Origin of the sequence: Enteractinococcus helveticum (assembly GCF_001657475.1) — a bacterium.
GTDB lineage: Bacteria > Actinomycetota > Actinomycetes > Actinomycetales > Micrococcaceae > Yaniella > Yaniella helvetica.
In genome coordinates, this window is the sequence record NZ_LXEY01000014.1 from 115,490 (window position 1) to 138,998 (window position 23,509).

Consider the following 23,509-nt stretch of genomic DNA (forward strand, 5'->3'; position numbering starts at 1 on the left):
CATGGGGTTACGGACTTATTTGTCCTGGCCCGGGAATGCAGACTCAACGCTGTGGGCAGCCCAACCCTGACGCGAGATTTTCTGCAGGTGGTCGGTGATGGGTTTACGCTCTGCTTGGTACGCTGCCAGAGCTTCGGCGACTGTCGCTTCGTTGGCGAAAGCATCGGCCAGACCACCGGCGTCTTGGATAGCAGAGTTTGCGCCCTGACCCTGATGGTGAAGCATGGCGTGGGCGGAGTCGCCCAGCAGTGCGACACAGTCGGAGTGCCAAGTGTCGACCGGGTCGATATCAAAGACTGCGCGCGAGGTGACCTTGGTGATGTCCAGGTTCTTGGCAATCTCTACGATGCGCTCTTCGAAGCCTTCAATCGTTGCGACAATGTCGTCGATGGTGACATCTGGAGCCCAGGAAGCGTCATCAGATTTGGCGGTGATGTCATAGGACAGTTCGTTGCGGGTGCGCAGTGGCAGGTTGTAAGCAACTGTGCCGTCGTCGCCCATGTAGAACCGTGGATTGTTGTCTGGCGCTAGACCCAGCGAGTCATCCATGGAGATCACGGCGCGGTAAGCGTGCTCGCCGGAGAACACTGGTTCGGCGTCGGTGAACAGCTGCTTGCGCACGGTCGAACGAATACCGTCAGCACCGATGACGACATCAGCGGTCACGACGTTGCCGTTTTCGAACGTTAGTTCGGCTTCGTTGCCCTTGTCTTCAATCTTTACGAGCTTATGGTCGATGTGGACCATGCCCTCTGGCAGGGTCGACAGCAGCGCGTCAATGAAGTCACCGCGGTGGATCAGGTGGCAGTGGGTTTTGACTTCGTAGTCGTTCAGGCCGGGCCAGGGTTCCTGGGCGATGACGGTTTTGCCATCGGCGCTGAGGATGTTCAGCTGATCCGAAGGAGTCGAGACCGCAGCGATCGTATCGAAAATGCCCCACTGGCGGAACAGATCCATCGAAGCTGGACGCAGGCCGATACCCGCTCCGATCTGAGTCAGTTTTGTGGCCTGTTCGTACACGTGAACATTTTCGGCACCGATGTTCTGCAAGGCTTTTGCAGCGGCTGCACCGCCGTAGCCGCCACCGACGATGGCGATGCGCAAATCTTTGAGTTCAGACGGTTTCATGTTGATTCTCTTTCGGTTTGAATCCTCCGACGGAGACTGGTGCTGCCGACGGCTTGCAATATGCGGGAGTGAGGTCGATAACCTGCGCGCATGACGCGGGTCTCAATTCCCTTGTTTTGTATATTGTAATACTAAAGTGGTAATTTGTGGAGTCCTGCATCACAATGGCGGGGTACAAGCCCCGCCATTGTGATGTGAAAACGGCTAATTATTGAGGAACTTCCCGACCGTTTCGTAGGCTTGACGCATCTCCGGAATCCACGCGAAGTTCTGCATAAAGCCGTGATTGGCGCCGTCCCACCGGATCACTGTGGTCTCCACGCCGGCTTCCTGAAGACGAGCACCATAGGCTTCACCTTCATCCCGCAGCGGATCGTACTGTGCTGTGATGATTAGCGCCTTTGGCAACCCCGTGAGATCTTGGCGCTTGATGGGGGAAACCAGTGGGTCTGCTGGATCCGCCCCCGAATCCAGGTAGAACTGGTTGTGGGGCAGAAGTCCTTCGGTCTCAAGTCCGTAGCCGGTGGCGTTTTCGACCAGCGACGCATAACGCTGTGCATCGAAGTCCAAGTCCACCGATGGGTACATCAACACCTGGTGGGTGATGGCATCGAAGCCATCATCGTGGGCCATTGCGGTCACAGCAGCAACAAAGTTTGCGCCAGAACTATCCCCGGCAAGTGCTAGCTGCTGTTGATTCCAGTTCAGCGCCTCACCGTTGTCCTCCACCCAACGAACCACCGCATAGCAGTCGGTCAATCCAGCTGGATAGGCATGTTCTGGAGCGCGACGGTACCCGACAGAGACAACCTTGTAGTTCGACTGCTCTGCTAACAGACGGGCTACCTGGTCATGGGTGTCCAGTGAGCCGGAGAAGAACGCGCCACCGTGGAAATACACCAGCACTCCATAAGTGTCCTGGGCGGTTGGCGTATAGATCCGCACCGGTACTTCGCCTTGGTCTGTGGCGACGGTCTCGTCGCGCACCTCGGCTAGCTGCGGGGTGCGGTCTTCTACTGCTGGCACCCGGCCTTCCTCACCACTACGCCAGGCGTCTTTGTCGACGCCGGAGTGGTCGCTTGGGGGCAGGGTCGCAATGAATGCGGCAATATCAGGGTGAAGTGCCATAGGCGTAATCCTTTCACGATGGCTACGTCGGGCGGGGCTGATCCTCAGCCTAGTTTTGGATAGCCAGGAACTGCGCAGGATTGTGAACAAAGAGACGGTCAATGTCACTCTGCGGCATTCCGGCCTCGCGCAGGTCAGGGATCAGCTGTTCAAAAATGTAGTTGACCGTGTGTCCCTTGACGCCCGGCCAGCCCAGCGGCGAGCAGTTGGCGTCTGCCGAGGCCAACAGCTTGTCGAGGTGGCCGTCGTTGACGATCGACATGAAGTGATCGAAGCGTTCCTTGCGTGGACGCGCCCAGAACGGTGGGTCGGGCAGTTCGGTCTCGTACCCAAAGGTGTCGAATCCGAGACGGCCGCCAGCATCCAGGATGCGCTGGTGTGGTGTGATGGGTGCGTTCGGACCGTCGTCCGCGTGACCGAACAACACCCGGTCAAGGTCCATGCCTTCTTCGTTGAAGATCGCGATGGCAGGTTCTGGATCAATCGCCAGGTGGGTCAGGATGGCCACACCGGTCTGGCTTGCAGCGCGAGCGGCTGCCCGGTAGATTTTCTTATCCAATTCGGTCATGCGGCCACCGCGGGAGACGCCAACTTTGATAACGCCTGCTTTAGCGCCGGTATTGCCAATGCCCACGGTGATTTCGTGAATAAACAGTTTGGTGAGGTAATCCACGGAGGCTTCGGCGAAGTATGGCAGAGCGGTGTTGCCGCCGACGAAGCCGGTGCAAGCGACAATGTGGACGCCGGTCGTGGCAGACAGCGATTTGTAGTAGTCCACGTCGCGACCATTGCAGATGCCGGTTGCTTCAACAAACGTGCGACCGCCGTATTCACGGAATGCCCGCAGCTTTGGAACAGTTTCCTCGTATGCCTGCTCTGGAGTTTTCCACCATTGGGTATCGAGCTCAGAGCCGGGCATGCCGTAACCGATGTGCTCGTGAATTGCGACGATGTCGAGTTCTTCTGCCGGAACGGGGCCGAGTACTGTATTGACCTTTGACATTTAGTTCACCTCAAAATTCTTGTTGCCGGACTAGTTGGCGGAGCCGCCAGCAAGCAGCACGCGGGGGTTGTGTTCCAGGATTTGCGTCGCAGCCTCGTCGGTTAGACCCTTAGACTTTGCGAACGGGAGGAAGGTAGTAATGACGTGTGCATACGGTAGATCGTATGGTTCGTGACCTTTAGCGACACCAATGGCCGAAGTAGACAAAATGATCTGCTGATTGTAGCCGGCTTCGATCAGTTCCAGTATCAGCTGTACACGCTGGTCATCCGAGATGTAGTCGGAGTTGTCGTTGAGCCCGACATGGTCGATTCCAACAAAGGCGCCCTTCTTGGCGACCTCAAGTGCAGCGCCGGCTTCGAAAGCGTCTACCCGATCTAAATCGCCTACCATGATGCGGTCAGCGGTCAGGCCCTCATCGAGCGCTACATCAAGATCTGCCACGGCATCAGCACCGAAGCGAATAGACATGGGGACACCGGTGGTCTTGGCGGTGCGAGCCGCGCCGCGGAACAAGCCCTCTTCGGTAGGCGTCATGCCACTGCGATCGGCCAGTGCGACGACCATCCCTGCGGGACCACGGCGATCAACGCGCGGACGGACCATGCCTTCGACAACTTCAGCCGTGAAAAGTTTTTCGAATTTCTCAGCCGGCCATGGCGTTGGCGGGTTCGTTTGTGGGGTCAAGAAGTAGCCACCGAGCATACGTTCCGGGCCCATCCCGGTCGAAGCGACGATATGCACGCCGGTGGCTTTGGCCAGAGCTTCATAGAGGCTGACGTCACGGCCGTGGTACATGCCAATGGCGTCCACAATGGTGCCGCCACCGTGAGCTTTGAAATCTAGGATTTTTTCTTTGAGCGTGTCAAAGATTTCCGCCCGATCGATGGTGACATCTGGAGCGTGTTCGGCGCCTGGGTAGACGGACAAGAGTGCCTCGTGCGTGGCGATGATTCCGAGTTCCTCGGCAGGTACTGGACCGAGAACGGTATTGACCGTATTCCCTGCGGTATGCGGCTGGTCTGACATGAAACAGGACCTTTCGTCTTCGATGCTGAGGGTCGATCACAAAGATTCGACCCCGACGTTTGTGCAAAAGAGCATTGGCAACTTTAACCGTGCCAAAAAACTCATTTCTGCAGTAGCCACCACAGCGGCCTGTGACGCGGCTTACCATCCCATACTTTCGCATATTGTCATACCAAAGTCAAGGACGGTGCGGTATTGCAGGCTGTCACAAGCGGGTGGCTGAACGATTAGAAAAATTAGTGGTGAACTGAGAAGCGATACTTAAAGTCGTCTGCCTTATGAATCGCATAGCGCCAACCCGTTGGCACTCCACCGGTGATATAGAAGATTGATTCCAGGACAAACAGGGGGCTGCCTTCTTCAACTTGGAGCGTGGCTGCCTGTTCGGCAGTTGCTGCGCTGGCGTAGGCAGCGTGTTCAACCCTTTCCAGCAGTAGGCCGTAGTGCTGGTCGAGCAGGGTAAAAGCAGACCCCGAGGTTTCCAGCTCTTCTTTCGTGGGGTTGAAGTCTGAAGGCACGCGGACATACACCATCAGCTCAGCGACTGGGGCGCCGCCAGCAGCAATCTGGCGAGTGAAGTGTAAGAGCGGCTCGTCTTTTGCTGCTTTGAGTTCTCGGCGCACATGATCGGGGGCTACGACTTTGACGGGGTCCGTCACGGTGGAAGACGGGTTCAGGCCTGCCTCGGACAGGTACTCATAGAGTCCACCCGAACGTACGTCAGAAGGGCGCTCCACCCTCGCCCCGGGGACAGGGAAAGTTCCTCGCCCCTGCTGACGATAGACGAAACCTTCGGTGCTGAGCTCTTTCAGGGCTTGACGAATGGGGGCCCGAGAAACACCGAAGCGTTCCAACAACTGCGCCTCGGTAATAGGACGGTCATGAGCAATTTGCCCACTGAGAATCTCATCGCGCAGGAGATCTTTAATCTGGCGATAGATCGGGACACCTGTGCCGGTGTCGATTTCACTGCTGGGCATTGCCATAGATCCTTCCGGGCCGAGTATTCAAGTATTGACTATAAGTTACTGCAGCTTGCCGTGTTTCTTGAATACACGGTGTGTTGGAATGCGGGTACAGTGCACGGTTCAAGCTGATAGTGCACAGAAGCATTCAGGGGGCAAGTGTTTCCACTTGCCCCCTGAAGACATCAGTGCAGGTGTTTTTTATTCGTAGTAGAAACCTTCGGGGTCGATTGGATTCTGAATATAGTCATGTTTGAGCGCAAGCTCATTGAGCTGGTCGATTTCGTCACGTTTGATCTCGGCGTCCCAGTCCTCAATGCGCATGTTCGCGGCGGCTTCTGGTGGAACATCAATGAAGTCGGTCAACATGGCCAGGGCTTCATCCTTATTCTCCTGAGCCTGCGTCAAGACGTCCTCCATAGCGACTTGGAAGTCTTTGACGAGTTCAGGGTCCTTTTCGATGAGTTCACCGGAGGTGTAGGTAACCAGTGTGGGTAATCCTGGAATCGAGTCTTGAAAGTTGTAACCGAGCAATTCGTTTGCAGGATCGCTCAGAGCACGACTCAGAAATGGTTCTGGCATAAACGCGGCATCCACGTTGCCCTGTTCGAGCTGTGCGGTCATGTCGCCAAATTGTAGTTCGGTGAAGTCCAGTCCTTCTGGATCGGCGCCGTCTTTTTCAGCCACATCTTGCGTGGTGAGAGTGTTGTGCCCCTGGAGGCTGACAACGGCGGTGGTCTTGCCCTCCAGGTCGGCATACGTTTCGATGCCTGAATCGGCTCGCACGATAATGCCGGCGATATCATCACCTTCAGGTATCGCGTTGCTGAAGCCCGCTGCGATGCGGATGTCCATTCCCTGGTCATTGGCGATGGCTACCGACATGGGGTTGCCGATGTCGAAGTCGAGCTGGCCTGCTACCACTGCGGGAAGGCTTGCGGCGCCAGAGGCGCCAGGGTTGACGTTGAGTTCGAATCCGTGTTCTTCGAAGATGCCTTTCTGGATGCCGTATTCCACGGCAACTGAAGGCGCGATTGGCATGAGACCAATGTTAACGGTGCGCAGTTCACCAGTTTCTTCTGGTGATGATTCCGCGGTGTCGCCGGAATCTCCGCATGCAGATAGTGCTAGAGCAGCAATAGCTGCTGTAGCCAGGAGCGAGAGTGATTTTCGGGTCAAGATAACCTCCGAGGGATGTTCGAGTGAAGCATCAAAGTTAGGAACGGCCAGACAAACAAAAGTCGATAAATATTCTGAAATTGCACGGCTTTGGCCACTCGTGACAATGCCGCCCCCGATAAAAGGGTGACATGAATCACGTGATGCGTACAATGTAATAAAGATATGCCAAAGTGTCTAGAGATGAGCGAAAAATACTTCTCGTCGCTCGTCTGGACTCATTCTGGCGGTGTCGCGTTACTTTGTATTTTGGAGAGCCCTTATGTCAGATGCCCGACGTTCTGCCCGATTACATCTGGGGTCGCTAGATCTGAACTTGCTTGTGGCGCTGCAGGCCATCGTGGAAGAAGCCTCCGTAACGCAAGCTGCGCAACGTATGAATGTCTCGCAATCGGCTATGAGCCACACACTGAAGCGACTGCGGAAATTGCTGCAGGATCCGCTGCTGATCCGACAGGGGAACCACTACCAACTGACTCGACGCGCCGAAGAGCTCCAAGGACCACTGCGAAATATTCTGGAGCAAACAGAAGCGCTGTTTGCCGAATCCAGCTTTGACCCGGCCTCCGATGACCGGACGGTTACTGTCGCTATGACCAGCAGTACGGCCAGGGTGGTTGGTAGACGACTGCTCTCCTCGATAGAACGCCAGGCACCAAACCTGAAGGTCAAGATAGCCGTCGCACTCGACGGACCCGAAGGACATTTCGCGCGCGAAGCCGTTGATGTCCAACTGCTCTCCTCGATCTACCCGACGCAACATCCTCGCAAAGTGCTCTATCAGGATGCCTGGGTAGTGATCGCAGGAACCCCAGAATTAACTCAAGCTACCGTGTTGGAGCTGCTGGCGACTCGACCCCATGTCATGTTCGAGTCAGGGGCGATTTCGCTGCCCTACGAAATGCTGCGAACTCACGGCATCCGCAGTGACATTCGGGTTCGAGTTCAGGATCCCCTGCTGGTCCCGGAACTGGTGGCAGGCACGCGGTATGTGGCCATCCATCGAAGTGCACCATTGAAGCAGTTGCCTGAAGGGCTAGCGGTCTGGTCAGTTCCATTCCCGTTCGATTTGGGAGCGTTGAGTGTTGATGTTGTCTGGAACCCATGGCGGCAGGATCCCGCTTTTCAACGGTGGTTCGAAATGCTACTGGCCGACGTGGTGCAGTAAGGGCGCCAGTGTCATGCATGATCCTGGCTCATGCGCGACATCGATGGATTTCATTTGCCGTTCAGGCGTCGTGGGACTTGACTGTGAGGTATGCAACTTTTTGGTCGAAGTGAGGGCTCATGACGTTTATTCCGGTGGTACAACCATCCCGTCACCCGCTAGGTGCCGTTGAAGTCGACTTGGATCTGTTTGCAGACGAGGTGTTACTCGATACTCAACCCGTGGCAGATTCTCTGCGCGAGCTGGCCTCGGTCATCCACCTTCCCCGCAATAACTTGTGGGCCATTACCCGCTATGACGACGTGCGAGCCGCGCTTGCCAATCCTGAAGACTTCTCATCGCAATGGGTCGCGTTCAATGACACCATGAATAAAATCATGCAAGGCACCACGATAGCCACAGATCCGCCGAACCATCACGATCTGCGTGCCGTGCTAACGGAAAATCTCACGCCTCGGGCGCTCCGCGGCATGCGAAGCCGCATGGAAGAGGCGGCGCAACACCATGTCCAAAGAGTGCTCACCCAGGAGCGCATCGAATGTGTCGAGGACGTTGCTCGCGATTTCGTGGTCTCCATTGTCGTTGACCTCATCGGTATCCAGGGTGAACAACGAGAAATGCTGCTCACCTGGGGCGAGGCGGCGCTCAACGCCCAAGGTCCAATGAATGCCCGAGCCGAGGAGGGATTGCCGATCGCCGGCGGCTTGTATCAATGGACCCGCGGCGTTTTGGTCGCCGATGACCTGCGTGAGGGAAGCCTGGGACGTGCAATCTTTGCAGCTGCAGACCGCGGGGACATTCCCTATGAAAACCGCTCGATCTTGATCGAACAGCTCATTATTGCGGGCATGGATACAACGATCACCACCATTGCCAATGCACTGTTGCTCCTGGGGGAGTCCCCGGCACAATATTCCCACCTTCGGCAGCATCCTGAGCTGATCCCCTCGGCGCTTTCGGAAGTGCTCCGCCTGAAACCCGCCATCCCGATGGTGGGGCGTCGTGTGACACGAGACCTCACTATCGGCGACGTGACGATTCCCGCCGATTCGCACGCGGTGTTGATGTTGGCTTCGGGTAATCGCGATCCACGTCAGTATGTTAACCCTGAACAGTTCGATGTCACACGAAACCCGGTCGATCAGCTGTCATTTGGCTACGGAATCCACACCTGCGCCGGACAGGGTCTGGCCAGGATGGAAATGCAGTCGATCCTGACGGCATGGATCAACGAGGTCGAATCATTTGGTGTGGGCGAAGTCCAGCGCAAACTGAGCAACATCACCCGACCCTATGCATCCATTGAATTGACTACCGTTATCCGCGCTTAGCGTCTGGACGATCGGTCGTTGCTCTATATCGGTGACAGGTTGCCCATGGCTGCGGTCGCCGAGGTTCGTCAGGATTATGCGAGCTCGATTCCCGACGGCCAGCCCTTGTCAGGGTGGAGTGGCTTCGATGACACAAGAGAAAGATTTCTTGCTCCATTGACTTTGGTATAACGTTATGACATATTATCACCTAAGTGAGACGACTCACAGGTGGCAGTGATGTTTCCTGCACGTTCATTCCACTCTCCTTGAAAGCTCCCTTGAAAGGCGTCCATGTCATGGCTGCACGCAAGAAATTTTGGACTTATGAAAATAAGTTAACGACGATGTTTTTCTTCGTCATCGGTATCGTCTTTTTCGACCGGCTCATCATCAACTACCTGATGCCGTTCATCCAAGAAGACCTCAACCTCAATAATGCCGACATCGGTTTACTGGCCGCTGCCGTCTCACTGACCTGGGCCCTGGGCTCAATCGTGGGTGGACGACTGTCAGACAAGGTGAAATCCAAGCGGATCTACCTGGTTGTGCTGATCGTGGCCTTCTCCGTGGCCTCGTTCTTCCAGGGCTTTGTCGGCACCTTCATGATGCTGCTCAGCCTGCGTCTATTAATGGGTGCCTTCGAAGGCCCAATCGTCCCGGTGACCCAGTCGGTCCTGGCCATGGAATCGTCCGAGCGCCGTCGTGGATTCAACCTTGGGTTCACCATGAACACCGCAAATGGGCTATTTGGCAGCATCCTGGCACCCCTGGTGATCGTCGCCATCGCCACCGCATTTGACTGGCGAACCGCTTTCTTCTTCACCGTCCTGCCCGGTCTGGTCATCGCACTGTTCGTCTTCAAGATCATGCGCGAGCCCAAGCTCGTCAGCGAAGAAGAAACCGCGGGCGAAGCCAAGCCAAAACCAAAGGGCCAGCTGCTCGAGGTGCTGAAGAACCGCAACATCATCCTATCGATCGTCATGTTCAGCGGTTTCATGGTCTACCTGATCTCCTTCCAGGTCTTCGGCCCGGTCTACCTGGTCGGCATGAAAGGCTTTAGCCCAACCACCATGAGCTACATCATGGCCGCCTTCGGGCTCGGCACCGCAGTGTGGGGTTTTGTTGTTCCACTGATCTCTGACCGGATCGGACGCAAACCAGCTGCAATTGGCTTCGGTTTCCTGTCCGTACTGGCCCCACTGAGCGTTCTGGTCATCGACAACCCAGTCGTTATGGCACCAACCATCTTCCTGTTGGCAGCAGGTATGGGCGCCGGTGGCCTGGCCATGTCCGTTATTCCTGCTGAATCGGTCAGTCCATTGATGGCCGGTTTGGCCGTGGGGCTGCCCGTGGGTATAGGCGAAATCATCGGTGGCTTCCTCAACCCGATGATCACCGGTGCCCTGGCTGACCAGTTCGGTCTGCCCATCGCCCTGATCGTCAGCAGTGGTGGCGCCCTGGTCGCAACCCTGATTGCGCTGTTCCTGAAAGAAACCGCGCCAAGCCGCGTGAAAGCTGCCGCAAACAAAGCCGTGGTGGCTAACGGTTAATTCACCGCCAGCGCGTGGTAAAACCTGATGACGACGCCGTTCGGAACATTCCGGGCGGCGTCGTCATTTGTCTGCGATTGCTAAGCTTGGGCTCATGGCCGAGACATCCCCGAAGCCGGAAAAACCCACCGTGAGCACCCGGCATCCGCAACCGGAGGATCTCACCCGTTTTGCCTGGTTGTCGATCGGTGCGGCGATTGCCACCATCCTCCTTAAGGGAATCGCCTGGTGGTTAACCGGTTCGGTCGGACTGCTCTCGGATGCAGCCGAGTCACTGGTCAACCTGGTCGCGGCCATTGTGGCACTCGTTGCGCTGAAAGTTTCACTCAAACCCCCGGACCGCAACCACAACTACGGCCACAGCAAGGCCGAGTATTTCGCCGCAGCGGCCGAAGGGCTCATGATTTTCGCGGCAGCGGCAGCCATCCTGATGGCCTCCGTCCAACGGTTCCTTGATCCCCAGCCACTGCAAAATGTGGGCATCGGACTCCTGGTGTCGGTCGTGGCCTCGGTGCTCAACGGCTCGGTCGCCTGGGTGCTGTTGCGCGCCGGTAAGAAACACCGGTCGATCACGTTGACCGCCGACGGGAAACATTTATTGACCGACGTGTGGACCTCGGTGGGCGTCGTCGTGGGCGTGCTGCTGGTGTGGATTACCGGCTGGGAGCGATTAGACCCGATCGTTGGTTTCCTGGTCGGGCTGAACATTCTGTATACCGGGTGGGGTTTGATCCGTGCCTCTAGCGCCGGGCTGATGGATGCGTCCCTGCCGGCGGAAGATAACGCCCGCATCGTGAGCATTATCCAACGCTTTACCTCCGAGCACATCACCTACCATGCCTTTAGGACGCGTGAGGCCGGACACCGCAGGTTTATGGAAATGCACCTGCTGGTGCCCGGCCACTGGAGCGTCAAGCGCGGTCACGACCTTGCTGAAGACATCACCGATGCGCTATTGCGGGAGTATCCTGATCTGCGCGTCAGTATGCATATCGAGCCGAAAGAGGATCCGCGTTCCTACGAAGATAAGGGAATTTAGGTCCAGCGAGCGATGGCCCGTTTCTCGGCCAGACCCAACAGGGTGTCGGTGATTTTGCCGAGGACAGCCAACAGGATGATCGCCAGGATCAGCCGGTCGGTGCGTCCATTATTTTGCGAGTCCGTTAGCAGGAACCCAAGTCCCATCGAGGACGCGATGAGCTCTGCGGCGACCAGGAACAGCCAGGCTTGGGCCAGTGCCAGGCGCAGCCCCGAGAAAATGGATGGGACGACGGCGGGCAGCTGAACGGTTTTGAACAGGCGGAAACCTTTATACCCGAAAGCACGGCCGGCTTCGACCAGATGCGGGTCCACGTGCTGCAGCCCCGCATACAGTGTGGTAAATACCGGGAAGAACGCGCCAATGGCGATCAGTGTGACTTTGGAGTCTTCGCCGATTTGCATCCATAGGATGAGCAGCGGAACCCAGGCCAGGGATGGTACGGCGCGCAGTGCGCCCAACAGGGGAGTCAGCAGGGCGTCGGCCCAGCGGGACAGGCCCAGGATGGCACCGAAGATCATGCCCAGTACCGCACCGATGCCGAACCCAATGAGCACGCGTTGGACCGAGATGCCGATGTGCATCCAGAGGTCGCCGCGTTGGATGAGTCCGACGGCGGCTTCGAAGACGGCTGCCGGTGGTGGCAGTTGGACGGCGGTGAAGATTTCGGCGGCAGTGACCGCCCACCAGGCAACCAAGAGCACGATGGGGACCAGGAATCCGACGGCCGGTTTGACGCCTTTGCGATCAAGGATTCGGGATTTGTCGGTACGATCCGATGGTGCACGCGGTGGAATACCGCCGGTGAGTCGGACTTCGGCCAGTTCTAGCGGGGCCGAAGCGATGGGTGTCGTGTCAGTGGTCGTCATGGGTTACTCCGCACTGGCTTGTTCGGCGAACTGTGGGGCAAAGAGTGTTTCCAGGGCGGCGTCGACGTCTTCTTGTGCGTCGACGTCGCCCGAGGTGACAAAGATCGGTGCGATATTGGCCAGCACACCGGCTTGTTCTTCGCCGGGGACCGGGCTGATGTCGAAACCGGAGCGCTCTTGGATCACAATGCTGGCGACGTCGAGTTCGATATCGGCTTCATCGGCTAGCAGCTGGGCGGTTTCTTCGGGGTTTTCCAGGGCCCAAGCGCGAGCGCGCTCGTAGGTGTCGACAACTGTTTGGGCGACTTCGGGGGATGCTTCGATGAACTCTTCGGTCGCGTTGAGGAAGGAATAGGTGTTGAGATCCACGTTGCGGTAGAGGAATTCGGTGTCGGCTTCGCCACCGGCCATGATGGGATCCAGCCCGGACCAGGCATCTACCGAACCGTTGTTCAGGGCGGTGAAGCCATCTGCGTGTTGAACGTTTTGAACCTCAACCTCGGACAGCTCCAGGCCGGCTTCTTCAACGGCTTGGACTAAGAAGAAGTACGGGTCGGTGCCACGGGTGGCGGCCACCGAGCGGCCGGCGAGGTCTTCCACGGATTCGATATCGGAATCCTGTGGGACAACCAGTGCGGTCCATTCGACGTTGCCGACCACGCTGATGGTTTGGATTGGGGTGCCGGTGGAGCGGGCCAGTAGGGCTGCGGATCCGGCGGTGGAGCCGACGTCGATTGCGTTGGCACGCAGGTTTTCATTGGCCTTATTCGAACCGGCCGAGAACACCCATTCGACCTCGCCATCGAGTTCTTCTTCTAACCAACCCTGATCTTTGATGATCAGTGACAGCGGGTTGTAGGTTGCGTAGTCAATACGAAGCGTTTCGGCGGCACTGGACGTGGTATCGGCGTCGGCATTTTCTCCGGCGCAGGCGGTCAGTGCCAGGGCTGAAGCCAGGATGGTTGCGGTGAGCGCTTTACGTGGAAATGACATGGTTAACCTTTCGAGGATGCAAGTGAGTTGACACCGAGTCCGGCCAGGAGCTCTTCGCGCAGGGACACCAGAGCTGGGTCGTGGCTGACGCGCGGGCGTGGCACGGGTGGTGTGAAAATGTTGGCGATGGTCGCGCCTTCGGCGTGGGGGGAGGCGTCGAGTAGCACGATCCGGTCGGAGAGCAGTAGGGCTTCGTCGACGTCGTGGGTGACCATGATGGTGGTTGTGCCCGTTTGCGCGTGGACGTCGAGGAGTAGTTGCTGCATTTTGATGCGGGTGAGGGCATCGAGTGCGCCGAAGGGTTCATCGAGCAGCAGGATTTCTGGGTCCCGCGCCATGGCGCGAGCCAGGGAAGCACGCTGAGCCATCCCACCGGAGATTTCTCGTGGCCGAAGATTGGCGGCGTCGGTCAGCCCGACGAGTTTGAGCAATTCGGCAACGCGAGTGGTCGCGGCGGGTTTGGATGTGCCCTGGGGTAGGCCGATGGCCACGTTATCGGTCACGGTGGCCCAGGGCAGTAGTCGCGGTTCCTGGAACCCGATCGCACAGCGTGGGTCGTATTGTTCAACGGCTGTGTTGTCGATAAGCACTTGGCCGGTGAATCCGACGTCGAGCCCACCAAGTGCTCGGAGCAACGTGGACTTACCAGAACCCGAGGCACCGATGATCGAGATGATCTCACCGGGTTCAATGTCCAGGTCAATGTTGGTCAGGATCTGGCGACTGGTGCCGTTGGTCCCGAAAGCGCGACCGACATTACGGCACACAACAGCAGAAGTATTTGCATGAGTCATGAAAGATTCACTCCATCGACTCTTGGCGGTAGCACCTGCCCGGTTGGGTGGTTGCTGCGACGTCTACGAGCCAAGTCTCTTAGTCGCTCTGGATGGTTACGGGAATAAGCATAGCCATAGACCGAGCCAAAATGGAAATACACAGGGCTGTATCGGGCGTCACGGGGCGTAAAAAATGGCGTGGCGCCCACCCAGAAACAGGGGAGGCACCACGCCATAATTGTTGGCGCGGTCAACGCGGTCGCATTAGGATTGTTGTTTCGCGCGACGTCGTTCCTGGACAATTTCCAGGACACGTTGGCCGGCATTCGGGCCGGGTTGCACACCGGTTGGCACCTTGAAGAAGAACAGCGCGCCGATGCCCCACCAGATGGCAAAAATCAGCCACGGCTGCCAACCCAGTGCCGATGGCATGCCGGGCAGGTAGACACTAAACAGCACGCCGGTCAGGATGATTGAAGCCCAGCCGATGATTTCGCCTCCGCGGCCGGCCCCACCGATGCGCAGTGGACGAGCCATGTCTGGGTCGCGACGGCGCAGCACAATGAAGATCACCGAGACCATGAAGTAGGCAATGATAATCGATGGTGCGCCCGAGTCCACCAGCCAGGTGAGCATGTTTTCACCAAAGAATGGTGCCAGCAGGGACAAGCCACCAATGAAATACAGGGCATTGGCCGGAGTCTTGTACTTGGGGTGCAGTTTGCCGAACCAGGCTGGCAGCATTCCGGTATTGGCCATGGAATACACCAGGCGGGAGGCGCCCAGCAGCAGCGAGTTCCACGAGGTCAAAATGCCGGCGATACCACCGGCGATGAGAATATTGGCCATCAGTTGCGAGTTGAACAGCGCACCAAAAGCGTCGGCGACGGCGATATCGGCTTGGGCGAGTTCGCCCACCCCCATGGCTGACGACGTCGTCAGCACGACCATCACGTACCAGGCGGTGGCCATGGCAACCGAGATGATCACCAACCGGCCGATCTTGCGGGCTGGCACGTTGACCTCTTCGGCGGACTGCGGGATGACGTCGAAACCGATAAATAAGAATGGAATGGCGATCAGGACTGTAAAGAATCCTGCGGTGCCCGGGGTGAACAACGGTTCCATATTGGACACCTCGCCGCGCGTGGCCGAACCAAAGATCATCAGCACACCAACGACCAGCAGGAAAATGACCGTAAAATTCTGTGCGATCGAAGCCTGTTTGACGCCGCGAACGTTGAGCCAAGTGATGACCAGACCACCGATAACACCGATGAGCGCCCAGGTCAGATGGACCGTGTGGCCGGCGACGTCCCACAGTGGGATGGCGTTAATCTCCGGGAAAATATAGGCCACGGTACGGGGGAACGCGACGGCCTCGAAGGCCACGATCGTGACGTAACCACCCACCAGAGCCCAAGAACCGATGAACGCGAAGCGCGGACCCAGGCCGCGCAAAACGTATTGGTGTACGCCACCGGCTAGTGGCATCGCCGAGGTGAGTTCAGAATAGACCAGCCCAACGGCGGCCATGATCGCGCCACCAACGAGGATTGCCACAACCGCACCCATGGTGCCTGCGTTTTCAATCCAACCGCCGGTGAGAACAACCCAACCGAAACCGATCATGGCGCCGAAGCCCAGCGCCAGCGCATCGATATTGGTCAGCGTTTTGGCCAGTTTAACTGGCTGCTGACCTGTGGTTTGCGTTGACATGTTGTTACCTTTCTTACAAATGGACCTCGCCGAGTATACGCTTGTACAGCTGTTGGGTGCACAACAATATGACAAAACGATTGGCAATGTTGGTCACATATGTGTTTGAATCAGTAGCTGTAACCATCCAGAGCGGCTAAGAGATCTGGCTCGACGACGCCGCAGCAACCACCCTGTACGGGGAAGGTGCTACCGCCAGAACCGATGGAAGGAGAGCTCATCGTGTCATCAAAACGCCAAATCCTCTTTAACGCCTTCGACATGAACTGTGTCGGCCACCAATCACCAGGTTTGTGGCGCCACCCGCAGGATCAATCCCGCGACTACAACAAATTGTCCTACTGGACCAACCTGGCTCAGACGCTAGAAAAAGGCCTCTTTGATGGTCTGTTTATCGCTGATGTTCTCGGCCCATATGACGTCTATGGTGGCAACGCTAACGCTGCCCTGAAATCCGGCGCCCAGGTGCCGGTTAACGACCCATTCTTGCTGGTCTCGGCCATGGCCGCTGTCACCGAACACCTCGGTTTTGGTGTCACCGCAGGAACCGCTTATGAACACCCATTCCCGTTCGCGCGTCGTCTGGCCACCTTGGATCATCTGACCAACGGCCGCGTGGGGTGGAATGTCGTCACGGGGTATCTACCATCGGCGGCCCGAAACATGGGCAACGACGATCAAATGGAACACGATCGCCGCTACGATCACGCCGATGAATACCTGGAAGTCATCTATAAGCTACTCGAGGGCTCCTGGGAAGACGACGCCGTACAATTCAACCGCGAAACCGGTGTCTTCACGGACCACACCAAAGTTCACAACATCGAACACGAAGGTGAATTCTTCAAGGTGCCAGGAGCAGCGGTGACTGAACCATCGCCACAGCGCACCCCGGTCATTTACCAGGCCGGTGCCTCCACGCGTGGGCGTGCATTCAGTGCCAAGCACGCTGAAGCTACGTTCTTGAACTCACCGACCTATGAGCTGTTGGCAGGTTCGATCGCCAAGACCCGTCAGGCACTAGTTGAAGTAGGCCGTGACCCCTATGATATTCGGGTCTTTGGCATGCAAACCATTATCACCGGAGCCACCGATGAAGAAGCCCAAGAGAAATACCGCGAGCTAGCCCAGTACGCGGATGTTGAAGGCGCGCTGGCGCTGATGTCCGGGTGGATGGGCACTGACTTCGCGAAATACGACCTCGATGCTCCGATTGGTCACATCGAATCCAACGCCATCCAGTCTGCTGCCGAAACCTTCCGGAAAGCCTCCGGTGACGGCGAGGAGTGGACTGTTCGCAAGCTTGCCGAATGGACCGGCGTGGGTGGCTTTGGTCCGGTGCTCATTGGATCCGGTGCAACGGTCGCTGAAGAATTGATCAAGATCCAGGATGAGACGGATGTTGATGGTTTCAACCTGGCCTATCACATCACTCCGGGCACATTTGAAGACATCGTAGAATACGTTGTCCCAGAGCTGCAGGAGCGCGGTCGCTACAAGACCGAATACTCCGACGGCACGCTACGCCACAAACTCTTTGGCCGTGGCGACCACCTCCCAGAAAGCCACATCGGTGCCGGCTACAAACTCGGCGCCAACGCTGCAGTCTAGCGTTCATCCTTCCAAATACATCGACCCCAGTTGCCAAGTCATTGTGGCACTGGGGTCGATGTATTTGGAAGCTGCTGACGTGGCAGATAGTGCTAGACGGACCAGCCCACGTTAGTCAACTGGCTCGGCAGGTTCTTCCTGCACCGGTCCCTGTTGTGGGGCTTGGTCGGGTTGTTGCTCGGGCAGCTCACGGGGCGCTTCTGGTGCTGCTGTGGGTTCATTTTCCGGAACAACAGAGTCTTCCTCGCCCTCGATCGGTGCTTGCGTCGGCTGCGGTATTTCAGACTGGTCTTGGACGCCCGGCTGGTTCTGTTGTTCTGGTGTCCGTGCGGGGTCGTCGCGAGCCGGATCGGTGACTCCGGTCAACGAGGTGCCGCTACTAGCCGGGCTGGTGCCACCGGTGTAGGACGATACCGGACGGCCGGTTGCAAGTTCGAAGACCAGGATGATCGTCATCGTCACAACAAAGAGCCCAGCGACCCACCAAGCGACGCGCTTCCACGGCATGTCCCGCAGCACGTCCTGCAACCTGGGTTTTGTCGACTGTGCACGTGTTGCACCAACAGCGTGGGTAGCGTCCTTCTGCGCGGTGATTGGTGCGTTGTCTGCGAGCTGGTCCTTTGGGCGTTTCGAGAATCGACGAGTGCGCTTGGCCTTTTCCGCCGTTTTTTCAATGTTAGATTTCGCTCGCTGGAGATAGTAGGCGTAAACACTGCCGCCTACACCAATGATGAGGGTTCCGAGCCCTGCTCCGATGATCGTCCCGGAGGCCCCGAGCGTGGACAGCAGGACAGCTGACGTGACAGACCCGAGGGCGGAACCTGTTGCCCCGAGCCAGTTAATTTCCGGACCTTTGGTTTCACTCATTTGCTCACCAGTATTGCTAGCGACACCGACCAAGGTCAAGGCGATCCCGCACTGCTAGCGCCCTCGTTCGCTACTAGTGCACGCCAACGCCGATCTCAGCGCATGGGCGGTAAGACTTTTTTCGATGAGGTTGTCTAACTGCTCGAGTAAGCGGGGTTCGGTATCGAGTGCATCGGCAAAGCCAACCCGACGGAGGTTAACGGTCAGCCATCAGTGTTGGCAGCTGGTCTGAGGTCGAAGCAGAAGCTGCCGGCGCGGTCACAGCTTTGCCATCGGCCAGCAGCCAGGCTAACTGAACGGTGGCTGGTTCCACACCGCGAGCCTCGGCGATTTCCACGACGGCCTCGACAACTTTCAGCGCATCATCGGTGATGAGGTCTTCAGCGAAGCCCTGGCGAGCTTTGCCCTGGATATCTTCCTTCGAGCGGTATTTACCGGTCAGGAGACCAGAAGCCAGTGCGAAGTAGGGAAACGCGGCGACGTCGAATTCATCTACGATCGCTTTGTAAGCGTTTTCAAAATCGGCACGGTGGATCAGGTTGTAGTGCGGTTGGATGGCAACCGGCAGGGTCGGGCCTTTGGCCTTGGCAGTTTCAAACCATTCGAGCATCCGAGCAGGGTCGAAGTTCGACAGGGCGATGTGCTTGACCTTGCCGGATTCTACGAGGCTGTTGGCGTGTTTGAGCTGACCAATAATTGCGACGTTTTCGTCGTCGTAGTGGGCGTAGTACGGATCGACGTAATCGGTCTGCAAGCGTTTCAGCGACTCATCCAGAGTGGCTTCAACGTTGTCGGCGCTCAGACCCGGACGAGTTGGCAGGCCCCCCAACTTTGGTCGCGATGATGACCTTGTCGCGGTTGTTGCCAGCGGTGATCCATTCACCGATATCTTCTCGGATTCGCCGCCTTCGTGGCCTTCACCCCACACCGAGTAGAGGTCTGCGGTATCAATGAAGTTGCTGCCGGCCTCAACAAAAGCATTGAGGACGGCATGCGCAAGTCCAATCAATTACTTGCTATGGAAACCGGCCTAGTCGTCATGACTTTCCGCATCAAGTAATGTAGGGTTGGTGTCATGACTGACACACCCGAAACCCGCTGGTTGACCGAAGAACAAGACTATACATGGCGTGCTGTGTGGTCGCTGATGACCTGGCTCCCGGTCAAGCTCGACGCCCAATTGCGCGAGGATACTGGTTTGAGCCTCTACGAATACTATGCGCTGTCGCAGATCTCTGAAGCCCCGGATCGCCAGATCCGCTTGTCTGAGCTGGCCAGCATCACCAATATGACGCTGTCGCACTTATCACGGGTCATCTCCCGGATGATGAAGTCCGGCTGGGTCGAACGCATCCCGGACCCGGAAGATGGCCGTTATACGCTGGGCAAACTCACAGATGAGGGCTTGCAGAAGGTTATTGAGATGGCGCCCGGTCACGTCGAAGCTGTTCAACAGGCGATCTTTGATCAACTCACCGGGGAACAATCCCAGGCCCTGGGGGAGGCTGCTGCTCGCATTGTCGAAGCCGTCTCACCGACCGGTGAAGTCACCGGTAGACCAAAAACCCGTTAGCCTGCCGCAGCACGCCAGGCGTCCATCAGTAGTCGGTCGGATTCCTGCTGGTCAGCTGGATCCCAAATATTACCGGTCACCATAATCTCATCGGCCTGCGTGTAGGTCAGCACCCGGTGGAGTTGTTCCACGACGTCGTGTTGCGCGCCGTAAATGGTCGTGGCCAAGGATTGTTCGATGCGCCGCTGTTGTTGTTCCGAGGGCTTGGCTGCACGTATGCTGGCGGGCTCTTCCAACGGCTGGAAGACACCGATGCTGCGCGATCGGGTCAGCGCCCAAGCCTCGGATAACACCAGATCTTCGGCGGCTTGACGGCTGTGGGCAACGGCAATATTGACTGACGCGATGATATAAGGCTCTTGCTGGCGCCGCGAGGAGGGCACAAAGTTTTCCCGGTAGGCCACCACGGCCTTATTAACGTCTCGGGTAGTCCTCAATCCGTTAGTCACCGCAGGACCACCCAGCACCAAGCCCATGCCGCGTTGTGCTGCGAACTCGGCGGCGCGCCCGCCGGTGAGCACAAACAGGTCGGTCTGCGAGGCATCCTGTGGGTAGGCGGTGATGTCTGCGGTGCCATCCAGATAGGCGATCAGTTGGTCGACGTCGTCGCCAAAGTAGTCTTTAGCGTCGTCGGTCTGTCGCAGCGCTGTGCGCACCGGTTTGGTAAAACCCACGGAAGCACCCAGGCCGGCATCGAGGCGCGACCCTACCAGCGCCTGCAGCGTGCCGATGTGTTCGGCGATCACCAAGGGTTGGTGGCTGGGCACCATGATCCCGCCGGTGCCTAAGCCAATGCGTGAGGTAGCTGCGGCCAGATGGGGGATGAGCAGGGTCGGAGCCGAGCCTGCGATCCCGGGCACCGAGTGGTGTTCGGCGACCCAGAAACGGTGATAGCCCAGCTGTTCTGCGGCTTTTGCCCGCTGGGTGACCTCAGCAAAAATCTGTCGGGCGGAGACGGTCTCGCCGTCGTGAACCCGAGTGTTGGCGCGGTCTAAGATCGACAGTTTCACGGTGCTCATGAGCTCAGCTCAGCACGTTCGATCAGCGCGCGCAAATCACTTCGCGGTTGGGGTCCTATTGTTGCTGGACGGCTAAGACCACCACGCCCGAGGTAAACATGTCTTCGCGCAGTTGGTCCAGGCTGGTGACTTCATGCACCGGCAGACCGTAGTAGCGGGCCATCTCCACCACGGGTGCTTCTTGCTGGAAGACGACCAGCGCGCCCCGCTGCAGATTCGCCACGGCGGTGCGGAAGTCAGCCAGCGCATCCATGAGTCCAGATTCATCAGTGACGACGACGATCATGCGGTCATCGCGCGCAATCGAAGCACCCATGCCGGCCACGACGGCGCCGGAGGGGAAGAACATATAGCCACGGTGATCTAAAACCCGCAGGTAGCTGGTCGCATAGCCGGCCTGGGCCGACTGGTCGACGATCACGGTGCGTTGTTCCGGGAGGACCTCTTCTAACCGGTCCAGAAACGCGCGTGGATCCACGGTGTCTTCGCGCAGTTGGTGTTCTGGGATGGGCCGGGAGTTCCAGTACTTGGTGGTCAGCTGCTCGACGGTCTCTTGGGTCCGATAACCGACCTTGGGTTCGGCCAGCAGTTTGTTGATTTCCAGGTCCAGGGAGGTGGCCACTGCTTGCGCATCGGCGATCAGCGATTGGGACACCGGGGTAAATCGGCCCACCGCCCAGGGCGAGGTATCGACCTGGATCAATAAGGTATTGGGGCCAATGAGCTTGCCATCTCGCGTGGTCCAATCATCTAAAGCACACCCGAAGGAGACAATCACATCGGCATTGCGTGCCAGCTCAGCAGTGGTTGGCGTGGAGATGCGTCCCAGCACGCCGATGTTGAAATCTTGTTCCTCGAATAGTCCGTGAGCCCCGGCCGAGGTTGCCAACAGGGCCCCGGTCGTCTTGGCCAGGTCCACCAGCGCCGATTTGGCGTGGCGGGCACCGCGACCGGCAATCACCAGCGGCCAGCGGGCCCGGGCTAAGGATTTTGCGGCACGCACGATCTGGGAAGTCTGGGGGACAGCCCCGGTGCGTGGGGCGGCAAATTCTGGTTCGGCTTCATCGGTAATCTCGGCGTCGAGATTTTCAGGTTTGATAATCAGTACGGACGGCAGCTGTTTATTGAGGCCCTCGATCACATCGACCATGGCCTGCGAGGCGTTTTCGGCTTCACCTGCTGGGATAGCAATGGCCCCAATGCCGGTTACCAGGCTCGCCCAATTTGCGTTGATGCCGTTGAATCGTTCGTCAGGCTCCACCAGGATGATGACCATTGACAGCTTATCTCGGACCGCTTGGCCGATCTTATCCAGGGTGGTCAGAAAGTCCTGGGATGCATCCAGCACCACGGCGGCTGGTGGGCCACCTGCGTGTCGATAACCTGCAGCGGCCATGACCGCACCATCGGGCGTGCCCGTACGCACGACGTGAAAATCGATCTCGGTGATCCCGTCGGCGGTTGCGATATTACCTTGTGCATCCTCAAACGCTTCACTGAGCCGTGTATTCCATAACTGTTCTGGAATAAATACGGTTTCCACGCCGGTAGCTGCACATAACTGAGCTAACCGGGTCGAATACACCACTTGGGCCACGCTACCTCCTGGAGAATAATCAACTCTAAGGATACGGTTTGAAACACGCTAGGTAAATCACCACGCTAGACGTGATGCGTGTCACAACTTTATAGTGGTGGCATGACACAGCTTTCAAATCGGCCCGAAGCGGCCAATAATCCGCAGCTCATTGTCTCTCTGCTTGGTACTCCCGGTGCCACTTGGGCCGTTGTGGGACTCACCGACAGCCCCGACCGTGTCGCCAAACCCATTGCCTCTTTTTTGAAATCCGAACTTGGTATGCATGTCGTCCCGGTAAATCTCCGGCGAGAACCAGTCAATGGCGACCGGGCGTTTGGGCGACTGAATGAAATCCCGTTTCCCGTGGACGTCGTGCATGTCTTCATCAACGGGGCCGCTGCGGTCGGCGTCGTAGATGAAGCCATTCGCAAAGGCATTAAAAACATCTGGTTCCAGAAAGACGTCGGTGGTGCCGAGGCCGTGGACAAGGCACTGGCTGCAGGCATGAATGTGGTCGTAGATACCTGCCCATCGATTGAAGGCCGCATGCGCTCCTTTGGTTGGCGCATGTAGTCTACATTTCTTCGACGCGATCCTTTGAACCGGACACCTTGCTAATCGCCGTACATGCCAGCCGTGCTGGCATGCCTTTATTCGACGTGACCAGTTGATACGTCTTGCTTTGATGCGGCCCGGTGGTCGATACCTACTTTGTGACATAGTCGCTGGTCAATAGTGGTGAGTCTTTAGTCGCGTGCGCATCTCATCGCCTTCCTCGGTGTAGGCGCGAATATCATGTAGTGCAGCGACATCAAGCCCCAACTTTTGATCAGTGAAATTGTGGCGAAACGAAAACCATCCCGTGTGGTGACTTTGGTCTGCCCTGCGTTTTTCGGACACCTTGTTGATGGGTTTTCTTTAGGCTGCGGTGGCAAGCTGGAGTCCACCATAGTGGACCTCGGCGGGCCGTTGGTAATCTAACGCTGAGTGACGTCTACGAG

Annotated in this window: 21 protein-coding genes and 2 riboswitches; of the genes, 7 read left to right on the forward strand and 14 right to left on the reverse strand. The window is 57.6% G+C overall.

The window, feature by feature from the left end:
- Positions 1–15: 15 nt before the first annotated feature.
- The 6 genes from A6F49_RS04815 to A6F49_RS04840 form a co-directional block, all read right to left on the reverse strand.
- Positions 16–1,128 carry an FAD-dependent monooxygenase gene (locus A6F49_RS04815; RefSeq protein ID WP_043057203.1) on the reverse strand — a complete coding sequence of 371 codons (1,113 nt, stop codon included), beginning with the start codon at positions 1,126–1,128 and terminating at the stop codon, positions 16–18.
- 204 nt (positions 1,129–1,332) lie between these two features.
- Positions 1,333–2,256: an alpha/beta hydrolase gene (locus A6F49_RS04820; protein WP_043057202.1), complete on the reverse strand. Its 924-nt coding sequence runs from the start codon at positions 2,254–2,256 to the stop codon at positions 1,333–1,335.
- Positions 2,257–2,305: 49 nt separating this feature from the next.
- Positions 2,306–3,259, reverse strand: a complete 954-nt coding sequence (locus A6F49_RS04825; protein ID WP_043057201.1) for a phosphotriesterase family protein — start codon at positions 3,257–3,259, stop codon at positions 2,306–2,308.
- Positions 3,260–3,289: 30 nt separating this feature from the next.
- Entirely contained in the window at positions 3,290–4,288 is a 999-nt protein-coding gene (locus A6F49_RS04830) for a phosphotriesterase family protein (protein WP_043057200.1), read from the reverse strand.
- Positions 4,289–4,524: 236 nt separating this feature from the next.
- Positions 4,525–5,268, reverse strand: coding sequence for a GntR family transcriptional regulator (locus A6F49_RS04835; protein WP_052504737.1), 744 nt, complete (start codon positions 5,266–5,268; stop codon positions 4,525–4,527).
- A gap of 186 nt (positions 5,269–5,454) precedes the next feature.
- On the reverse strand, positions 5,455–6,432 hold the full coding sequence (locus A6F49_RS04840; protein ID WP_043057198.1) for an ABC transporter substrate-binding protein: 978 nt from the start codon (positions 6,430–6,432) through the stop codon (positions 5,455–5,457).
- Between the two features lie 262 nt (positions 6,433–6,694).
- Here A6F49_RS04840 and A6F49_RS04845 point away from each other — a divergent pair, with 262 nt between their 5' ends.
- The 4 genes from A6F49_RS04845 to A6F49_RS04860 all read left to right on the forward strand — a co-directional run bounded on the left by A6F49_RS04845 (position 6,695) and on the right by A6F49_RS04860 (position 11,502).
- Positions 6,695–7,600, forward strand: a complete 906-nt coding sequence (locus A6F49_RS04845) for a LysR family transcriptional regulator (RefSeq protein WP_043057197.1) — start codon at positions 6,695–6,697, stop codon at positions 7,598–7,600.
- Positions 7,601–7,719: 119 nt separating this feature from the next.
- Positions 7,720–8,931 (forward strand): cytochrome P450, encoded by a 1,212-nt coding sequence (locus A6F49_RS04850; protein ID WP_052504736.1) that lies wholly within the window; start codon positions 7,720–7,722, stop codon positions 8,929–8,931.
- Positions 8,932–9,209: 278 nt separating this feature from the next.
- A complete protein-coding gene (locus A6F49_RS04855) occupies positions 9,210–10,463 on the forward strand; it encodes an MFS transporter (RefSeq protein WP_043057196.1) in 1,254 nt (417 codons plus the stop codon).
- Positions 10,464–10,557: 94 nt separating this feature from the next.
- Positions 10,558–11,502, forward strand: coding sequence for a cation diffusion facilitator family transporter (locus A6F49_RS04860; protein WP_043057195.1), 945 nt, complete (start codon positions 10,558–10,560; stop codon positions 11,500–11,502).
- On the opposite strand, the gene A6F49_RS04865 is transcribed toward A6F49_RS04860, so the two are convergent.
- The 4 genes from A6F49_RS04865 to A6F49_RS04880 form a co-directional block, all read right to left on the reverse strand.
- Positions 11,499–12,371, reverse strand: a complete 873-nt coding sequence (locus A6F49_RS04865) for an ABC transporter permease (protein WP_043057194.1) — start codon at positions 12,369–12,371, stop codon at positions 11,499–11,501. The genes A6F49_RS04860 and A6F49_RS04865 overlap by 4 nt on opposite strands.
- A 3-nt stretch (positions 12,372–12,374) precedes the next feature.
- The gene (locus tag A6F49_RS04870; RefSeq protein WP_043057193.1) at positions 12,375–13,364 is read right to left on the reverse strand and encodes an aliphatic sulfonate ABC transporter substrate-binding protein; all 990 of its coding nucleotides are present in this window, start codon (positions 13,362–13,364) and stop codon (positions 12,375–12,377) included.
- Positions 13,365–13,366: 2 nt separating this feature from the next.
- A complete protein-coding gene (locus tag A6F49_RS04875; protein WP_043057192.1) occupies positions 13,367–14,158 on the reverse strand; it encodes an ABC transporter ATP-binding protein in 792 nt (263 codons plus the stop codon).
- A 9-nt stretch (positions 14,159–14,167) separates the two neighbouring features.
- Positions 14,168–14,257: riboswitch (SAM riboswitch) on the reverse strand.
- Positions 14,258–14,404: 147 nt separating this feature from the next.
- Positions 14,405–15,859, reverse strand: coding sequence for an APC family permease (locus tag A6F49_RS04880; RefSeq protein ID WP_043057191.1), 1,455 nt, complete (start codon positions 15,857–15,859; stop codon positions 14,405–14,407).
- A gap of 120 nt (positions 15,860–15,979) precedes the next feature.
- Positions 15,980–16,070, forward strand: a riboswitch (SAM riboswitch).
- Between A6F49_RS04880 and A6F49_RS04885 the strand changes: the two genes are divergently transcribed.
- Positions 16,064–17,470, forward strand: a complete 1,407-nt coding sequence (locus A6F49_RS04885; protein WP_043057190.1) for an LLM class flavin-dependent oxidoreductase — start codon at positions 16,064–16,066, stop codon at positions 17,468–17,470. (Overlaps the previous riboswitch by 7 nt.)
- A gap of 111 nt (positions 17,471–17,581) precedes the next feature.
- On the opposite strand, the gene A6F49_RS04890 is transcribed toward A6F49_RS04885, so the two are convergent.
- Positions 17,582–18,337 (reverse strand): hypothetical protein, encoded by a 756-nt coding sequence (locus tag A6F49_RS04890; RefSeq protein WP_043057189.1) that lies wholly within the window; start codon positions 18,335–18,337, stop codon positions 17,582–17,584.
- Positions 18,338–18,533: 196 nt separating this feature from the next.
- Positions 18,534–19,346: an aldo/keto reductase gene (locus A6F49_RS04895; RefSeq protein WP_052504735.1), complete on the reverse strand. Its 813-nt coding sequence runs from the start codon at positions 19,344–19,346 to the stop codon at positions 18,534–18,536.
- 66 nt (positions 19,347–19,412) lie between these two features.
- On the opposite strand from A6F49_RS04895, the gene A6F49_RS04900 reads away from it, so the two are divergent.
- The gene (locus A6F49_RS04900) at positions 19,413–19,910 is read left to right on the forward strand and encodes a MarR family winged helix-turn-helix transcriptional regulator (RefSeq protein ID WP_043057188.1); all 498 of its coding nucleotides are present in this window, start codon (positions 19,413–19,415) and stop codon (positions 19,908–19,910) included.
- Here the strand turns inward: A6F49_RS04900 and A6F49_RS04905 are convergent.
- Positions 19,907–20,929, reverse strand: a complete 1,023-nt coding sequence (locus A6F49_RS04905; protein ID WP_052504734.1) for an MsnO8 family LLM class oxidoreductase — start codon at positions 20,927–20,929, stop codon at positions 19,907–19,909. The genes A6F49_RS04900 and A6F49_RS04905 overlap by 4 nt on opposite strands.
- Before the next feature lie 55 nt (positions 20,930–20,984).
- The gene (locus A6F49_RS04910; RefSeq protein WP_043057187.1) at positions 20,985–22,526 is read right to left on the reverse strand and encodes a thiamine pyrophosphate-binding protein; all 1,542 of its coding nucleotides are present in this window, start codon (positions 22,524–22,526) and stop codon (positions 20,985–20,987) included.
- 102 nt (positions 22,527–22,628) lie between these two features.
- On the opposite strand from A6F49_RS04910, the gene A6F49_RS04915 reads away from it, so the two are divergent.
- Positions 22,629–23,081 (forward strand): CoA-binding protein, encoded by a 453-nt coding sequence (locus A6F49_RS04915; protein ID WP_043057186.1) that lies wholly within the window; start codon positions 22,629–22,631, stop codon positions 23,079–23,081.
- Positions 23,082–23,509: the final 428 nt, after the last annotated feature.